Here is a 16,731-nt window from a genome sequence, read left to right as displayed (position 1 = left end):
CCATGACTGCTGCACGCAAACGCGAGATTCACCTTAACCTCAACATCCTGAACGTGGGTGTCTATGGTTCCGCCTGGCGCTGGCCTTCAGTTGATCCGGCGGCCTTCGTCGATCCGGCGCATTACATCCGCTGCGCACAGATCGCCGAGAAAGGCAAGCTCGATGCCGTCTTTATGGCTGACAAGCCGGGACTGGTCGATCACCCGCAATATCGTCCCTTTCAGGCGCTTGATCCGCTGGTCGTTCTTTCCGGGATCGCGGCGACAACCAGCCACATCGGACTGATCGGCACGGCCTCGTCCAGCTACAACAGCCCCTACAACATCGCGCGCCGCTTCGCGTCTCTCGACCTGCTGTCGGGCGGGCGCGCGGCTTGGAACATCGTCACCTCGGCCGAGATCGAGATCGCGAGGAATTTCGGCCGCAGTGATGTGACTGCCCATGCCGACCGCTACGCCATCGCCCGTGAGTTCGTCGAAATCGTCAGGGCACTGTGGGATAGCTGGGAGGATGAAGCGCTGATCGCAGACAAGGCGCAGGGTCTGCTGCTCGACATCTCAAAGATCCACCCGATTGACCATCAGAGCAAAAATTTCTCGGTCGCGGGTCCACTGACGCTTCCCCGCTCACCCCAGGGGCGGCCTGTGCTGGTGCAGGCTGGCGCCTCGGATGACGGGCGCAACCTGGCGGCAGGCGTGGCCGAGGTGATCTTTACCCTATCGCAAACGCTTGAGAAGAGCATCGACTTTGCCGCCGACATCCGGCGCCGCGCCGCAAGCTTCGGCCGCGTGCCGGAGGATGTCGTGATTCTGCCCGGTCTCTGCACCGTGATTGGCGATACCGAGGCCGCCGCTCAAGCCCGCCGTAGGGAACTGGAAGAACTGGTACCCGCCGAATACGGGCTGGCACGGCTGGCCGGCACACTTCAGGTCGACCCGGACCTTCTGAAACTGGACGAGCATCTGCCCGAGGATCTGCCCATTCCGGTCAATCATAACCAGACCATGTTCGCAGGCACTGTCGCCATCGCCCGTCGGGAGAATCTGACGGTGCGACAGCTGATCCGCCGCCTGGGCGGGGGGGCGGGACATCGCATCGTAGCCGGAACGCCCGAGCAGATCGCCGACGATATCGGAACCTGGTTCGCCGCCGGGGCCGCGGATGGTTTCAACATAATGCCCGACGTGCTGCCCGAAGGCGCGGAAACCTTTGTGACCGAAGTCGTCCCGATCCTGCAGCGCAGGGGGCTCTTCCGCACCGAATACGAGGGCTCGACCCTGCGCGACCATCTCGGACTGACCCGCGCTGAGCGTGGCCGGTTCTCCACCGCCATCTGAGAGGATCAGCGATGACAACCACACTCAAGACTGTCCCCGTCCTGGACAACGCCGCCGAGGCGTTCCATGTGGCCCGTGACTATGCCGAAAGCATTCGCGAAGGGGCCGGTCTGCGCGACCGGAAGGGCACCCCGCCGTATGACGAACTGCGTGCCTTGGCGCAAACCGGCCTTCTGGGCATCAATATTCCCAGAGCCTATGGCGGGGCCGGCGTCGCCATTTCAGAGGTGATCGACGTCATTCGCATTCTCGCCTCGGTGGACAGTTCCATCGCGCAGACAGTGCAGTCCCATTTCACGTCGATCGACCGACTGCGCGTGATGGGACCTGAACATTTGCGTCGGCGCCTCTATCCCCGCATCTTGGCGGGCGAGCGCCTGTCGAATGCCTCGGCCGAGCGAGGCGGTAAATCGGCCGCCTCTTTTGTCACCCGCATCAACCGGCAGACGGATGGCTCCTACCTGATCGAGGGGCGCAAGTATTACACCACCGGTGCTCTGACGAGTCAGTGGATCGCGGTGCGTGCCTTGTCGGATGACAACCGGCTGGCCACCGCTTATGTGCCACGCGATACGCCCGGTATCCAGATCGACGATGACTGGCACGGCTTTGGCCAGCGTAGCACCACCAGTGGTACAGCCACGTTCACGGCGGTGCGGGTACCGGCGGAACTGGTGGATTTCCTGCCCTATCACGGCCCGGAAAGCGACATCAACAAGGCTCTGGCCTTTCTGACCCATGGTGCCATCGAGACAGGGATTGCCGAGAACGCCCTGCATGACGGCACAGATTTCGTCCGCACCAAGGCGCGCCCCCATGCCGAAATCATCACCGAGGGCGGGGCAGATGTAGTTGCCGAGGATCTGCTTGTGCAGGCCCAACTGGGCAGGTTGGCAACCTCGACCCATGCCGCCCGCGCTATGGTGCTGCGCGCGGCGGAGATCATCGACGCGGTCCACGCCACAGGTGACTACAACGTCGACAATGTAGGTGAGGCCCTGATCGCGGTGTCAGAGGCCAAGGCCTTCGCGGCCGAGGTCGCGCTGGAAACGTCCACCGCCGTCATTGGACTGGTCGGTGCCTCGGCTACCGATCTGAAGCACGCGCTCGACCGGCACTGGCGCAATGCGCGCACCCACAGCGTGCATGACTCCCTGACGTGGAAATATGTGCAGGCGGGACGATACCTGCTGACAGGCGAGGCTCCGAACTGGGCGCCCTTCACCGCGCCGGAGGCACAGGCGAAATGACTGCCCCTGTTCCACTGCGCATCGGTGTGCATCCGGGCAGTCAGGCGTTGTTCCTGGCCTGGCATCTGGGCACGGCAGATGCCGCCCTTGCCGCCTCCGGCGCGAGAGCCGAGTGGCTGGAATTCTCGCGCGGGTTGGATCTGCCGGGCCTTCTGGCTTCGCGCCGGATCGAGGTCGGCGGATCCGGCGCATTGCCTCTCCTGCTTGCGCTGGCGGACGGGGTGGAACTCGTTCTCCTAGGGGCGACCGCGCCGCGTCCTGCCTTCGCGGGCATTCTGGTGCGCAAAGGCGATCCGGCCCGCGATCTGACGGACCTGATCGGGCGAAGCATCGGCGTAACGCTGGGGTCGTGGCAGGAGATGTTCTTGGCACTGGCAGCCGAACACGTGGGAGGAACTCTTGCGGATTTTACTTTGGTCGAGGGATTTTCGGGTCGAGAAGCGCTTCTCGCCGGTCGGACCGATGCATGGTTCGCCAGCGGCGCGGCGCTTGTCGCCGCCGAACGTGATCCGGCGGTGCGCCTGCTGCCTGATCTGACCCCGGAACTCGCAACGAGAGGGCTGTGGCGCGGTAATCGTTCCTACTGGTTCGCCGATCGTTCCGCCCTGCGCGATAAGCGCGGCGCCATTGCAGCGCTCCTTGAGGCCCTACGCGCGACCGGGGCCGCGGTCCAGGCCGATCCCGAACGCACCTCCGCCATCTTCGCCGCGCACCACCCCCGGGGCGACAAGGCCCGGGATTGGGCAGAGGCCCTGTCGCGCCTGCCGTGGGAGGTGCTACCAGCCATCGTCCCAGGTATCGCCGAAGAATTGCAGGCCGGCGCCGATGCCCTGCTGCGCGCAGGCCGTCTGTCCGGCCCTGTCACAATAGCCGCGGCGCTTGCTGACCCCCAGACTTTTGAAACCGTGTTGCAACCGCAGCGGATCCCGAGGAAACTGTGATGACCGACCTTTCCCGCCGTACCTTCACCACCCTATTTGGTGCCTCTGCCTTCGCACTTGCCTTTGCCCGCCCCGATTGGGCTACCGCCGCCACCGCGCGGGATACGCTGAACTTCCTTTTGCCCAACGATCCGGGCACCCTGTCGAACCTGTCAGGCGGCAGCATCGGCGCCTTCTATATCGGAGCAAAGATCAACGAGGGACTCGTTTCCTATGATCACGACCAAAACCCGATGCCGCTGCTGGCGTCCGCCTGGGAAGTGTCAGAGGATGCCAGAATCTATACCTTCCATCTGCGTGACGGGGTGAAGTGGCATGACGGCACGCCGTTCACATCACGGGACGTGGCCTATTCGATCCGTACCCTGCGCGAGCATCATCCGCGTGGTCGATCAGTCTTTGCGGGTCTGGTCGACATCGACGCCACGGACCCCCTCAAGGTGGTCGTCACGCTAGAAGACCCGGTTCCCTACTTCCTGTATTTCCTTCAGGGCACGGAAACCCCAATCGTCGCCGCCCATCTTTACGAAGGCTCTGATCCGCTAGCCAATCCGGTGAATAACGCACCCGTTGGCACCGGACCCTTCAAGTTCAAGGAATGGGTGCCGGGCAGCCATGTGATCCTGGAAAAGAACGCCGAATACTGGGATCTCGGCAAACCGACCCTCGCCACGATCGTCTATAAGATTATCGTCGATCCCGCTGCCCGCGCGGTGGCGATCGAGACGGGAGAGGTGGACCTAGCGGTCGAAACCCCGATCTCGCGCAATGAGATCAGCCGGTTGGCGCAACTGCCGAACATCGCCGTCGAAAGCGCATCCTACGAGGATGAGCCATTCTACACCCGTCTGGAGTTCCGTCTGGCGAATGAGCATCTGGCGGACCTGCGGGTGCGGCAGGCCATCGCCCATGCCATAGACAAGCAACTGATCCTAGATGTCGCCTATCTGGGACAGGGTGCCATCGCCACCGGCCCGCTTCAGCCGGGTAGCCACCGGTTTTACACCCGCGACGTCACGCTTTATGACTTCGATGTGTCGAAGGCCGAGGCCTTGCTTGACGAAGCGGGGTTCCCACGCGGCGCCGACGGCACCCGATTCACTCTACGGTTGCAGAACTATCCCGCCGGCCCCGATCACCGCTCCGCCGCCGAGATCGTCAAGCAAGCCCTGATCGCAGTGGGCATCGGAATCGAGCACAATGTGGGCGATGTGGCAGCTTATATCCAGGCCGTCTATACAGATGCAGCCTTTGATCTCAACCTGACGCCCGTCAATACCAACAAGGATCCCGCGATCGGTGTCCACCGGCTGTTCTGGTCCAGGAACATCAAGCCCGGCGTAGCCTTCTCGAACGGGTCAGGCTATTCCAACCCCGAAGTGGACCGCATCCTTGAAGCTGCCGCCATTGAGCCCGATCTGACCAAGCGCCAGGCGCTTTATGTCGAGTTTCAGCAAATCCTGACCCGCGACCTGCCAGAAGTGCCATTGGTCGCTTTCGCCCATGTCACCCTCGCGAATGCGAAGCTGAAAGACTACGTCGCCAATGGCGATGGGGTGAAGGGCGATCTCGCCTCGGCGTGGTTCGAAACCTGAATCCGAGAGGCGCGTGCCGACGGATAGGATGCGCCTCGAACCTGTCCCTACACCGGAGCAACGATCATGATCAGCCGCCGCAGCTTCACTACCCTTCTCGGCGCCACCATCCTTGGCGGTGGGCTTTCCGCCGCAGGTCCCGCCCGCGCCGCGACCACGGCGCGCGATACACTGAATTTCCTGCTGGGTTCGGATCCCGGCATCCTCACCGGTATCCGCGCGGCCAACGCCGGGATTTACTATATCGGACCGAAGATTAACGAGGGACTGGTTCAGTACGATTTCGACCAGAACCCGCAGCCCCTTCTGGCCGAGAGCTGGGAAATTGCTCCCGATGCCCGCAGCTTCGCTTTCCATCTGCGCAAGGGGGTGAAATGGCATGACGGCGCACCCTTCACAGCGAAGGACGTGGCCTTCTCGATCCGCACCCTGCGCGAGACGCATCCCCGCGGCGGCGTCGTGTTCAAGAGCCTGACCGATGTCGAGACGCCGGACGAGCACACCGCTGTCCTGCAGCTGTCCGATCCGGTGCCCTATCTGATGGATTTCCTTCATGCCTCGGAAACCCCGATCTTGCCGGCTCATCGGTATGAGAATGCAGGTGATCCACTGGAGAATCCGGCGAATAACGCTCCCGTCGGCACCGGCCCATTTGTTTTCCGCGAATGGGTGCCCGGTAGCCATGTGATCCTTGAACGCAATCCGGATTACTGGGACAGCACAAAGCCCATCCTGAACCGCATCGTCTATCGCTTCGTTGGCGATACCGCTGCGCGCTCGGTGGCGCTTGAAACGGGCGAAGTCGATATCGGGGTGGAAACGCCCATTGCCCCTTCCGAGGTGCAGCGACTGCGCGCCCTGCCGACGATACAGATCGAAAGCGCATCTTATGAGGCGGCACCTTTCTACGTCCGGCTGGAATTCCGGCTGGACAACGAGTTCCTCTCCAAATTGAAGGTGCGGCAGGCCATCGCCCATGCCATCAACCAGCAAGCGATCCTCGATATCGCGTATCTGGGTAACGGCAGCCTTGCGACAGGTCCTCTGCCCCCGACCGCGAAACGGTTTTACGAGTCGGATGTCACGACTCATCCCTTTGATCCGGCGCGGGCGGAAGTGCTGCTGGACGAAGCGGGCTTCCCGCGTGCGACGGATGGCACCCGTTTCACCCTCCGGCTGCGCGGCTATCCCGAAGGTGCCGACCACCGCGCCGCCGCGGAGATGATCAAGCAGCAACTGATCGCTGTAGGCATTGGTATCGATCATGTGGTGTCCGACACCGCCGAATGGATCAGGACGGTTTACACCGATCGGGCGTTTGACCTCAGTTTCTCCTCCGTCAGCGTGAACCACGATCCGGCTATCGGGGTGCAGCGCTTGTTCTGGTCCAAGAACATTCGCCCCGGCGTCGCCTTCTCGAATGTGACGGGCTATGCCAATCCTGAGGTGGATCGACTGCTGGAAGGCGCCGCCGTCGAGCCCGATCTGGAAAAACGGCGCGAGCTCTATTCGCAGTTCCAGAAGATCGTGACCGAGGAACTGCCCGAGGTGCCTTTGGTCGCTCTGAAAAAATTCACCCTCGCCAATGCGAAGCTGAAGGATTTCGTCGTGAGCGGTGACGGGGCCAAGGGTGATCTGGGCGCCGCTTGGTTCGAGGCCTGATCAGATGAGCGTTTCACGCAGAATCTTGCGGGCGCTCTCCCGCAATGTGCTGCAGGCAGTGCCCACGGTCTTGGTGATCGTGACGCTGGGTTTCCTGCTGATGCAACTTGCCCCCGGCGATGCCGCCGACGTGCTGGCGGCCGAAGCCGGCGCTGCGACAGAGGAAAGTCTGGCGGCGATCCGCAAGACACATGGCCTCGACCGTCCCCTGATCGAGCAGTTGTGGACCTACTACAGCCATCTTGGCCGGTTCAGCTTGGGCCAGTCAGCACGCTACAACGTGCCGGTGGCGGATCTGATCCTGCAACGTCTGCCCGCCACGGTGATCCTGATGGCCTCGGCTATCGCAGTCGCGCTGGTTCTCGGACTTGCCATGGGAACGGTCATGGCACTGTCGGCCGGCCGTTGGCCTGACCGGGTGTTGTCGGTGGTCTCCCTTCTCTTTTATTCGGTGCCGACTTTCTGGATCGGGCTTATGCTGATCATTCTCTTCTCAGTCCGGTTGGGCTGGTTGCCGCCGGGCGGTGCGGGAACGGTGGGAGTAGGACTGAGCGGGATTGCCTGGCTGCGCGACATTTTACCCTATCTTCTGCTGCCGGCGAGCTCGCTCGCGCTCTACTTCATGGCGATTTATGCTCGACTGACCCGCGCCGCGGTGCTGGAGGCTGGAGGGCAGGACCACGTCCGCACCGCCCGTGCCAAGGGTTTGCGTCCCGGTCGGGTGATCCGTCGCCATGTGCTGCGCAACGCGCTGATCCCCGTCACCACTCTGGTCGGCAGCCATGCCGCCGGCATCCTGGGTGGAGCCGTGGTGGTGGAAACCGTCTATACTTGGCCTGGACTCGGTCGGCTGGCCTACGAGGCGGTGCTTGCCCGCGAATACATGGTGCTTCTCGGCATCCTTCTGGTCTCTGCTATGGCGGTGATCGTGATCAACGCGCTTGTGGATATCTTGCAGGCCCTGCTCGACCCCCGGCTGGAGATCCGCTGATGTTCGACGCCGTCGCTCCGGTTGAAACCCGGCTGGGCTGGATCCGGCTCCTCTTGCGCAACCCGAATGCGCTGGCGGGCCTTGGCCTGCTGGCGCTGATCGTGGCGCTGGCCGGACTGGCCGATGTGCTTACGCCCGGCAGCCCAATGGCGCTGGTGGGACGCCCTCTTCAGTGGCCAAACCAGAATCCAGCGTTTCCCCTGGGCACGGATTCCCTCGGTCGCGATGTACTCGCCGGGCTTCTGCATGGCGCGCGCGTTTCCCTTTTCGTGGGCATCACGTCCGCCGTCATCGCGCTGGCCATTGGCGTCACCGTCGGCGGTATCTCCGGCTATGCGGGTGGGCTAGTAGATGATCTGATCGTCCGATTGATCGAGATCTTCCAGACCATCCCGCATTTCGTGCTGCTCGTCGTTCTGGTGGCGTTCGTTCAGCCTTCGGTCGCCACGGTGATTACCGGGATCGCGCTGGTGTCATGGGATAATATCGCTCGCCTGACCCGAGCTGAGGTCCGCAGTTTACGACAGCGCGAATTCGTGGCCGCGGCCCGAGCCTCGGGTTTCGGCCCTGTGCATATCCTTTGGCGAGAGATCCTGCCTAACGCATTACCACCCCTCATCGTGGCAGTGTCGATCACCATCGCCTCGGCCGTGCTCATGGAATCTGCGCTGTCCTTCATGGGTCTCGGGGATCCGAATGCGATGACCTGGGGTACGATGATCGGTATCGGCCGCGAGTATGTGCGCAGCGAATGGTTTCTGACCGTAATACCGGGGCTGGCCATCGTGCTGACCGTCCTTGCGTTCAACCTGATCGGAGATGGACTAAACGATGCTCTGAACCCGCGTTTGCGACACGGAGGTCGGCCATGACTATCCCGCTGCTCGAGTTGCGCGGCTTGACGGTCCGACATGCCGGCGCAGCTGCCCCGGCCGTAACGGCGCTGGACCTGAAACTCGCCCGCGGGGAAGCCCTTGCGCTGGTGGGCGAATCTGGCTGCGGGAAATCGACTACGGCGATGGCGGTGATGGGCCTTTTGCCCCCGAACACGACAGTTACCGGCGAGGCGCGGCTTGCGGGCGAGGACCTGTTGTCCATGCCTTCGGCCTGCCGCCGCGCATTGCAGGGCAACCAGATGGGCATCGTCTTCCAGGAGCCGATGACCTCGCTGAATCCGATCTATCCGATCGGCTGGCAAATCGCTGAGGTTCTGCGCGAGCACCGGCCCGCCCGGCGCGCCGCCATCCGGGAGCGGGTTCTGGAACTCCTGGACCTGGTGCGGCTGGACGATCCCGCTCGGCGCATTGCGCAATATCCGCACCAGCTATCGGGCGGTCAGCGTCAGCGGGCAATGATCGCCATGGCGATCGCCTGCTCGCCCGACATCCTGATCGCTGACGAGCCGACGACGGCGTTGGATGCCACGATCCAGCACGAGATACTGGAACTGCTGGGCAGTCTCCGGCGTGAGATGGCGATGGGCCTGCTCCTGATCTCGCACGATCTGTCAGTCGTGTCCCGCCACACCGACCGGGCCATCGTCATGCACCATGGGGAGAAGCTCGAGGAGCTGAGTTCGACCGACCTGCGAAGCCACGGGCATCATCCCTATACGCGCGGGCTGATCCGGGCGTCGATCCGGCTAGAGGACAGGCGGCACTATGCCACGGAACGGCTGGCCGAAATCGACATCCAGGAGAAGCCGGATGGAACCTATGCCTATGACGTCCGGCACGCCCCGCCGCCGATGCCGACGATGCCGCTGACCGCGGCCCCGCTTCTGTCGGTGGAAGATCTTATCGTCACTCATAAATCTGCTCCCGCACCCGCCGTAGACGGGGTGTCGCTGACCATCGCTCCAGGCGAAACACTGGGGCTGGTGGGCGAGTCAGGCAGCGGCAAATCGACCTTGTCGCGCGCCCTCCTGCGGCTGCTTCCTGCACAGGCGGGGCGCATCCTGTTTGATGGGCAGGACATTACTCATCTGTCCGAACGGCGTATGCGCCCGGTGCGGCGTAATATCCAGATGGTGTTCCAGGATCCATTCGCCAGTCTGAACCCGCGTCATAGCATTGGCGACACATTGGATGCGGTCTTGCGTCTGCATGGAGTTGTGGACCGGCGCGAGCGCCGCGCCAAGATGGCCGAGGCGCTGGACCAGGTGCGGCTGCCAGTTGACAGCCTGACCCGCTGGCCGCATGAATTCTCGGGCGGGCAAAGGCAGCGTATTGCCATTGCCCGCGCCCTGATCCTCCGGCCACGGCTTCTGGTCTGCGACGAGCCGGTCTCGGCACTGGACGTCTCGGTACAGGCCAAGGTGCTGAACCTTCTCGCCGATCTGAAGCAGGAGTTCAGGCTCTCGCTCCTCTTCATCTCGCATGATCTGGCGGTGGTCGACTATTTCTCGGACCGAACGCTGGTGATGCGGCATGGAAAGATCATAGACAGCCTCCAGCGCCTGACCGCCGGCGATGCCGGCATGGATGATTACACACGCGCGCTGATGTCGGTTGCCTGATCCATATCAGGCGTGCCGAAGGAGACGGGCGTGGTCCTGCGCCTCGTGCAGGCGGAAATCGGGTACGATCCGGCTGGCGGTATCGGCAAGGACTTGGACGAAATCAAGGACATGCGGCAGGACCATCGCCCGGCCCGCTGGTGTGATCGCTCCGAAGGTGTAAGGCAGCGTCATCTCCAGCGGACGCAGCACCACATCGGGCAGCGACATACTGGCGGCAATGGTCGGATGCACGATGGCGATACCCAGCCCTGCCTGCACCGCCATCAGAAGCGCAATGGCGACATTGGTCTCAATCGAGGCCAGTCCGCCGGCATGGGCGTCTTCGATCAGCCCCCGCAACGCATCTGGTGCCCGATGTGGGTTCGACAAGAGAATCATCCGCCGCCCATGAAAATCCGTCAGAGCGATCCGCTCCTTTGCCGCCAGCGGGTCATCGGCACGGACAGCCGCCAGCCGCGGCCCCTCGCCCAGCCAGTGGATCTGTAGCCCTTGATGTTCCAGCGGCAGGCTATTCAGGCCGATGTCGACCAGCCCGTTCTGCACGAGTTGCACCACGACTTCCGGCGAGTGGCCCTGGATGCTGACCGGTATATCGGGACGATTCCAGTTGGCCAAGGCCGCCGGCAAAAGGCTGGCCGCCAATTCATGGGTCGCTGCCACGCGCAGGGTCGGGACTCGGATCGTTCCGCCCGCCTCGACATAGCTGCGGGCTTCACGCAGTCGCTGTAGTGCCGGCTCGATCTGCCTGTAAAATTCATACCCGCTATCCAAGGGGGACACGCGCGGTCCGCTACGCTGGAATAATTCCCGCCCCAACGAGGTCTCCAGTTCGCGGATCAGCCGGGTGACTGTCGGCTGAGAGCGTCCGAGCTTACGGGCTGCCGCCGTAATCGAACCAGTCGAAATCACTGCAGCAAAGGCTTCAAGTTGTTTCATGTCCAAAGGGAACGTCCCGATATCCGCAGCACACCGGCAAGGTGTTCGTTATGTTATCTTCATTAGCAAATTGGCCGCAGCTTGGACAGGTCTGCGTGAAGAACTGTTGCTGACACTCCGCCTGTCGTATTCCACTAGCAGCGGTCGCACCAAACGAGGAAGCTGTGGTTGCCGCGGTGCTCCTGACCTGTCCCCGGATCGGTCACCGGGATGATATGGTTCCCGCCACATACTGTTCGTGCAATACACCTGCTATCGCAATGGCTGGGTTCGGGGCGACGGCCTGCTCCGGGCGATGAAGAAAAGCGAATATTCATAGGGCGCAGCTGCATGAGATCTTCGAGATGAGTGACAAGTAGCGCTTCACCATTAGCGAATACGGTCGACGTTTCAGCGCGGCTTATGGGCATTCTGTGGAGGTCAGCCTTGGACTGGAGCCGCTCGAGCTTCCTATACCGGACCGTATCGCCGGCCATCGACGGTATTTTTCCACTGGGCTTGATCTTGGCCGACGGGAGCAAGTGACTCTCTCCCCTGAGGCGAAGACCAACATCGGGATCGGCCGATGTCAGGGAAAACCGGTCGCTTTGCGCGGGGAGGCACGGAAGATTTATGTCCGGTTCTGGCGACGGCGGGCAATCTGCGGGCGGGATCACCATGCGGGTATGAGGAGTTCTCCGGAAGCCCTCGCCGCACCCCTCCTGCCATGCTGAGTTTGACTGTGAGGCTCCTGCTTGAGTGGAGAGGCAGGACTGGACGGCAAAACGGGCGGCTAGCCGCTCCATTGGACGAGCAGCGAGGCCGCACCGAAGGAAGGTGGCGCCGCGGGGCGGGCGATTCCGGAGACTGCCACGGATCAGTCGTGTTCCATGGCAGACAACATCGCCACGCGGCGGCGAAAATGCTCTTCGGTGCTGAATTCGGCTGCGAGAAACGCCGTGATCGAGTGCCGCATGACAGCTGGGCCGACAATCCAGGCGCCGAGGCACATCACATTGGCGTTATCATGCTCGACGCCTTGCGCCGCAGAATAGGCATCATGGCCGACGAAGGCGCGGATGCCGCGGATGCGGTTGGCGGCCATGACCGCGCCGACGCCGGTGCCGCAGATCAGCAGCGCACGATCGGCCTCGCCTCCAGTCACAAGCTGACATACCTTGCGGGTCATGACGGGGAAGTCGACGGGCTCCGTGCTGTCGGTTCCGCAATCCCTCGGCTCCATGCCGAGCGAGTTCAGGATCTCGAGGACCGTATGCTTTGCCGGAAACCCGGCGTGGTCACAACCGATCGCGATACGCATGGACGTCTCCTTACTGCTCTGCTTCGGCGAAGAAGGCGTCGGCGGCCTCTTCAGGCGTCAGACTGCCGAAGAACACCTCCATGATCATCCGGCGGTGGACTTCGGTGAAGCGCGTCTGGAAGCCGGAGGGGAAGATCTGCGGGACGCTGCCGCGCTCGTTCACCGCCTCGAAAACCTCGAGAAGGATGCGGGAGCCTTCAGGGGTCTCGGGATCGGCGATCTGCTCGGCCAGCAGCGCGGCATTGGTCACGGCGCCGTTATCCGATACGAAGATGGCTGCCGCCTCGGGATCGTTCAGGAAGAAGTCTGCGAAAGCCGCCGCCAGCGGCAGGTTCTTGCAGCTTGCCGCGATAGAGAGTGAATTTACGGGGACGAAATCACCCACGCCCTCGGGCCCGAGCGGGTAGAGCAGGGTCTCCAGCCTGGCATCGCTGCCCGATTGCGCCACACCGCTGTGCAACGCGGGTTGGGCATTCGCCGGGCGGTTCGAGGCCAGCGCGCGGCCCTCGGCGAAATAGCTCATCTCATGCGGGCCCGGTTCCTCTGACAGCATGTCGGGCGGGATTACGGCGCCCATCTCGGCAAGATCGGCCCATTCCTGGAACCAGGCAATCAGCAGTTCGCGCGGGAAACCGAGCTGTTCGTCATCGAAGGCCTGATAGCCATGCGATCCGATATAGGCCAGCAGCAGGTCGGGGTTGTTGGTCGGATTGTCGGCCGCCCAGACGCCATTCGGCAGATGCTCCTGGCTCGAGGCCAGCCAATCGAAGTAATCGTCCCAAGTGTAGCCATCACCTGGCACTTCGAGGCCAGCTTCTTCAACAAGTGTCGCGTTGTAGGTGATGGTATCGGGTGCCGCGCCGTAGGGCAGCATGAGCAAAGCACCGTCGCGGGTGCGGCTGGCCTCGATCAGGCTGTCGGAAATCTCCGACAGGTCAATCATGCCTTCATCAACCAGCGGCTGCATGTCGAGAAGTAGATTCCGGCTGGCATAGTCGGGCAGGTTGAAGGGCAGCATGCCGACGAGGCAGGGCATGTTGTCCCCAGCCGCTTGCACGCTTAGGCGCTCCCAATAGGCCATCCAGTCCATTGGCTCCTGTTCGATGGTCGCGCCGGGATGGCGGTCCTCGAACAGCGCGACCATCTCGTCTATCTTCTGGTTGCGGACGGTTCCGCCGTACCATGAGAAGCGGATGCTGCCCGAAAGCTCCTGCTCCTGCGCGGCGGCTGCGACCGGCGCGAAGGTGGGCAGTGTCATCGACAGCGCCAGCGCCGTCCTGGTAAGGGATGCCGGGGAGCGGCCTGTAGGTCTGGTTATACGCATCATTTTGCTCCTGTGGTTGCGATGCCTGTCGTCAGCAGCCGTTGCGCGACTGCGAAGATGACGACGAGGGGGACGAGAGACAGCACCGACATGGCGAAGAGGCTGCCGATCATGGAGCGGCCAGTGGCATCCATGAATTGCGAGAGCCCCAGCGGCACGGTGTAGAGATCGGGACTGTTCAGGTAGAGAAGCGGGCCAAGGAAGTCGTTCCAGCTGTAGATGAAGGTAAAGACAGCCGTGGTGGCGAGCGCGGGCAGGCACAGCGGCAGAATGATCCAGAAGAAGATCCGCGCATGTCCGCACCCGTCGATCCGGGCAGCCTCGTCCAGAGATTGCGGTATGCCGCGGATGAACTGGACCAGCAGGAAGGTGTAAAAGGCATCGACCGCGGTGAACTTGGGGATTAGCAGCGGTCCGTAGGTGTTCACCATTCCCAAGGCGTTGAAGATGATATACTGCGGGATCACCGTGACCTGGTTGGGGAGCAGGATCGTCAGCAGAAGGAGCGCGAAGAGCGTCCGCTTCATCGGGAATTCCATGCGCGCAAAGGCATATGCGGCCATGGTGCATGAAAACAGGTTGCCGACGATGGAGATTAGCGAGATCGCCATTGAATTGACGAAATAGGTCGAAAAACCGATGTTGCCCACCCCCGCCCAGCCGTCTCGGTAGTTGTCGAGCGTGGCCCGCTCGGGCAGGATGGGCAGCGATCCCACGGCGCTGGAGCCCGGTGCGAAGGAGGCGCCCACGAGCCACAGCATCGGGTAGAGCAGCGCGACAATGAGCACGACGATCGGACCGTGAAACGCCAGTTTCTTCGCGACCGTCGATCGCGAAAAGAGCAGCCGCTGCGCGACGCCGGGTTCCGAGATCTGCTCAGCGTTCGCCATAATGCACCCAATAGCGGGAGGTTGCGAAGAAGAGGCCCGTGAGCATGGCCAGCACGGCCAGCATCAGCCATGCCATGGCCGACGCGTAACCCATGTCCAGTTGGCGGAAGGCCTTGTCATAGAGGTAGAGAGCGTAGAGCAGGGTGGAATCCACCGGCCCGCCGGTACCTTGGCTGACCACATAGGACGGGGTGAAGGCCTGGAAGCAATGAACGGTGACCATGATCGCGTTGAAGAACATCACCGGGCTGAGCGAGGGCAGGGTGATGTGGAAGAACTGCCTCACTGGCCCGGCGCCGTCGATCCTTGCAGCCTCGTAATATTCCGCGGGGATCTGACGCAGTCCGGCGAGGAAGATCACCATCGTCGACCCGAAGGCCCAGACCGACAGCGCGATCAAGGTGTAGATCGCCGTCGAGGGCGAACCGATCCAGGATCCTCCGGCCAGTCCCAAGGGGGCCAGCGCCGCATTCAGAAGCCCCTCGCGTCCGAAGACCTGGCGCCATAGGATGGCGACGGCGACACTGCTGCCCATCAGGGAGGGCATGTAGATCAGTACGCGATAGACGGGCATCATTCGAGAGCCGCGATTGAGCACGATGGCAACTGCGAGCGAGAAGACAAGGATCGCCGGGACCGAGAAGCCCACATAGACGGCGGTGGCACGCACGGAACGCCAGAAGCGCGGATCTTCGAAGAACATCTCGCGAAAATTATCGAGGCCGATCCAGTTCGGCATGCCGTTCAGGTCGTAGTCGGTGAAGGCCAGCAGCAGCGAGACAAGGATTGGACCCAGGGTGAAGACCACAAGGCCCAGCAGCCAAGGCCCGAGGAAGGCGGCGGCGATCAGCGTCTCGGCTCTGGCGAGGCGGCGCTCGTCGGCGTCTTGCACTTGCCGGCTCATGGCGCCCTCCGGGACAGTGCAGCGCCGGTATCGGGATCGAAGAGCACCGCCTTCTCGGCATCGACCTCCAGGCAGACCGTTTCGCCGGGGGCGATCGGTGTGCGTCCGGGCGCATGGATCATCAAGGGGATGCTCTTCAGGTCGACCTGCACATAGGCCTCATGGCCAAAGGTCTCGACCCCCGTGACACGTCCGGCCGGGCCGCGTTCCGACAATGCCATGTGCTGCGGACGGATGCCATAAGTGACGCGCTGCCCCTCGGGCAGGGCATGGTAGCCGGCCGGCAAGGGGAATTCGGCCCCGTTTTCCGCCCTGAGTACCCGTGCGCCTTCCGACCGAGATGTTGTGGCGGGAAGGAAGTTCATCGACGGCGAGCCAATGAACCCGGCGACAAACCGGGTGGCGGGAGCGTCGAACAATTCCAGCGGCGAGCCAGCCTGTTCGATCCGTCCCGCGCGCATGACGACGATGCGATCGGCCATAGTCATCGCCTCGACTTGATCATGTGTAACGTAAACGCTGGTGACGCCGAGCTTGGTCTGCAAGGCGCGGATCTCGGTGCGCAGTTGAGTCCGCAACTGCGCATCGAGATTGGACAGGGGCTCGTCGAACAAGAAGACATCGGGCTCGCGCACGATGGCGCGGCCCATCGCCACCCGTTGCCGTTGACCACCCGAAAGTGCGCCCGGTTTGCGATCGAGCAGCGCCTCCAGCCCCAGGAGCCTGGCGGCGTCGGTGATGCGCCGGTCGGTATCCGCGCGGCTGTAGCCCAGCATCCTCAAGCCGAAACCCATGTTCCGCCGCACGGACATATGCGGATAGAGCGCGTAGTTCTGGAAGACCATCGCGATGTTGCGCGATTTGGGTTGCAGTCCGTTCACCCGGCGACCGTTGATGACGATGTCACCATGCGAGACAGTCTCGAGCCCCGCGATCATGCGCAGGAGGGTCGACTTGCCACAGCCCGAGGGTCCGACCAGGACGGTGAATTCTCCGTCCATGATTTCCAGGTTGATGTCGGACAGAACTCTCTGATCGCCGAAGGTCTTTGCGACATTGCGAAACGCGAGGTTGGCCATG

At 62.7% G+C, this 16,731-nt stretch carries 14 protein-coding genes; 8 read left to right on the top strand and 6 right to left on the bottom strand.

All coding sequences use genetic code 11. The features are described 5' to 3' along the window. Positions 1 to 2 precede the first annotated feature (2 nt). The 8 genes from P73_RS20350 (at position 3) to P73_RS20315 (ending at position 10,294) form a co-directional block, all read left to right on the top strand. Positions 3 to 1,337, top strand: a complete 1,335-nt coding sequence (locus tag P73_RS20350) for an LLM class flavin-dependent oxidoreductase (protein WP_043870994.1) — start codon at positions 3 to 5, stop codon at positions 1,335 to 1,337. 11 nt (positions 1,338 to 1,348) lie between these two features. Beyond that, positions 1,349 to 2,587: an acyl-CoA dehydrogenase family protein gene (locus P73_RS20345; RefSeq protein WP_052453463.1), complete on the top strand. Its 1,239-nt coding sequence runs from the start codon at positions 1,349 to 1,351 to the stop codon at positions 2,585 to 2,587. After that, on the top strand, positions 2,584 to 3,528 hold the full coding sequence (locus P73_RS20340) for an ABC transporter substrate-binding protein (RefSeq protein WP_043870993.1): 945 nt from the start codon (positions 2,584 to 2,586) through the stop codon (positions 3,526 to 3,528). The genes P73_RS20345 and P73_RS20340 overlap by 4 nt, the downstream gene beginning before the upstream one ends. Next, a complete protein-coding gene (locus tag P73_RS20335; RefSeq protein WP_043870992.1) occupies positions 3,528 to 5,123 on the top strand; it encodes an ABC transporter substrate-binding protein in 1,596 nt (531 codons plus the stop codon). The genes P73_RS20340 and P73_RS20335 overlap by 1 nt, the downstream gene beginning before the upstream one ends. 66 nt (positions 5,124 to 5,189) lie before the next feature. Next, positions 5,190 to 6,785 carry an ABC transporter substrate-binding protein gene (locus P73_RS20330; protein ID WP_043870991.1) on the top strand — a complete coding sequence of 532 codons (1,596 nt, stop codon included), beginning with the start codon at positions 5,190 to 5,192 and terminating at the stop codon, positions 6,783 to 6,785. Positions 6,786 to 6,789: 4 nt separating this feature from the next. Then, entirely contained in the window at positions 6,790 to 7,776 is a 987-nt protein-coding gene (locus P73_RS20325) for an ABC transporter permease (protein ID WP_043872019.1), read from the top strand. Then, positions 7,776 to 8,648 carry an ABC transporter permease gene (locus P73_RS20320; RefSeq protein ID WP_052453462.1) on the top strand — a complete coding sequence of 291 codons (873 nt, stop codon included), beginning with the start codon at positions 7,776 to 7,778 and terminating at the stop codon, positions 8,646 to 8,648. Before P73_RS20325 ends, P73_RS20320 begins: the two co-directional genes overlap by 1 nt. Further along, positions 8,645 to 10,294: a dipeptide ABC transporter ATP-binding protein gene (locus tag P73_RS20315; RefSeq protein WP_043870990.1), complete on the top strand. Its 1,650-nt coding sequence runs from the start codon at positions 8,645 to 8,647 to the stop codon at positions 10,292 to 10,294. The genes P73_RS20320 and P73_RS20315 overlap by 4 nt, the downstream gene beginning before the upstream one ends. A 6-nt stretch (positions 10,295 to 10,300) precedes the next feature. On the opposite strand, the gene P73_RS20310 is transcribed toward P73_RS20315, so the two are convergent. The 6 genes from P73_RS20310 to P73_RS20285 form a co-directional block, all read right to left on the bottom strand. Next, positions 10,301 to 11,233 carry a LysR family transcriptional regulator gene (locus tag P73_RS20310; protein ID WP_139267170.1) on the bottom strand — a complete coding sequence of 311 codons (933 nt, stop codon included), beginning with the start codon at positions 11,231 to 11,233 and terminating at the stop codon, positions 10,301 to 10,303. Positions 11,234 to 12,089: 856 nt separating this feature from the next. Next, positions 12,090 to 12,533: an RpiB/LacA/LacB family sugar-phosphate isomerase gene (locus tag P73_RS20305; RefSeq protein WP_043870989.1), complete on the bottom strand. Its 444-nt coding sequence runs from the start codon at positions 12,531 to 12,533 to the stop codon at positions 12,090 to 12,092. A gap of 10 nt (positions 12,534 to 12,543) precedes the next feature. Beyond that, positions 12,544 to 13,791: an ABC transporter substrate-binding protein gene (locus P73_RS20300; RefSeq protein WP_043870988.1), complete on the bottom strand. Its 1,248-nt coding sequence runs from the start codon at positions 13,789 to 13,791 to the stop codon at positions 12,544 to 12,546. Between the two features lie 65 nt (positions 13,792 to 13,856). Beyond that, positions 13,857 to 14,747 (bottom strand): carbohydrate ABC transporter permease, encoded by an 891-nt coding sequence (locus P73_RS20295; protein WP_202966926.1) that lies wholly within the window; start codon positions 14,745 to 14,747, stop codon positions 13,857 to 13,859. Next, positions 14,734 to 15,651 (bottom strand): carbohydrate ABC transporter permease, encoded by a 918-nt coding sequence (locus P73_RS20290; RefSeq protein WP_043870987.1) that lies wholly within the window; start codon positions 15,649 to 15,651, stop codon positions 14,734 to 14,736. The genes P73_RS20295 and P73_RS20290 overlap by 14 nt, the downstream gene beginning before the upstream one ends. Next, positions 15,648 to 16,730, bottom strand: coding sequence for an ABC transporter ATP-binding protein (locus tag P73_RS20285; RefSeq protein WP_043870986.1), 1,083 nt, complete (start codon positions 16,728 to 16,730; stop codon positions 15,648 to 15,650). The genes P73_RS20290 and P73_RS20285 overlap by 4 nt, the downstream gene beginning before the upstream one ends. Position 16,731: the final 1 nt, after the last annotated feature.

This window comes from Celeribacter indicus (assembly GCF_000819565.1).
GTDB lineage: Bacteria > Pseudomonadota > Alphaproteobacteria > Rhodobacterales > Rhodobacteraceae > Celeribacter > Celeribacter indicus.
Note: the sequence above shows the minus strand (reverse complement) of the source record. Positions and strands in the feature narration are given on the sequence as shown.